Annotated in this window: 1 protein-coding gene; it reads left to right on the forward strand. The window is 38.4% G+C overall.

Annotated elements, in window-relative coordinates; genetic code table 11:
* Positions 1–44 precede the first annotated feature (44 nt).
* Positions 45–352 (forward strand): DUF4372 domain-containing protein (locus tag GOQ16_RS17410; RefSeq protein ID WP_240141087.1); only part of this gene is annotated, 308 nt, incomplete at its 3' end.

Here is a 352-nt window from a genome sequence, read left to right on the forward strand (position 1 = left end):
ATAAACATCACAAGGGAATTAATAGCTGGACACATTTTGTGAGTATGCTTTTCTGCCATCTTTCATCGGCTGATTCCGTTCGTGATATCTCTAATGGTCTTCGTAGTACTACAGGAAACATGAGTCATATGGGTATCTCTAGAACGCCTAGCAAATCCAATCTTTCCTACATTAACAAACATCGTGATCATCGTCTATTCCGAGACCTTTACTACAAACTTTTAGATCATCTGTGGCATAAAAATTCTCCTAGACGAGCTGAGCTTAATAGGCTTAAACGTAAAGTATATCTCATGGATGCTACTATTATTCCCTTATGCTTAAGTGTATTTGACTGGGCTAAATTCCGCAG

Source organism: Sphingobacterium bovisgrunnientis, from assembly GCF_009829085.1.
Taxonomy (GTDB): domain Bacteria; phylum Bacteroidota; class Bacteroidia; order Sphingobacteriales; family Sphingobacteriaceae; genus Sphingobacterium; species Sphingobacterium bovisgrunnientis.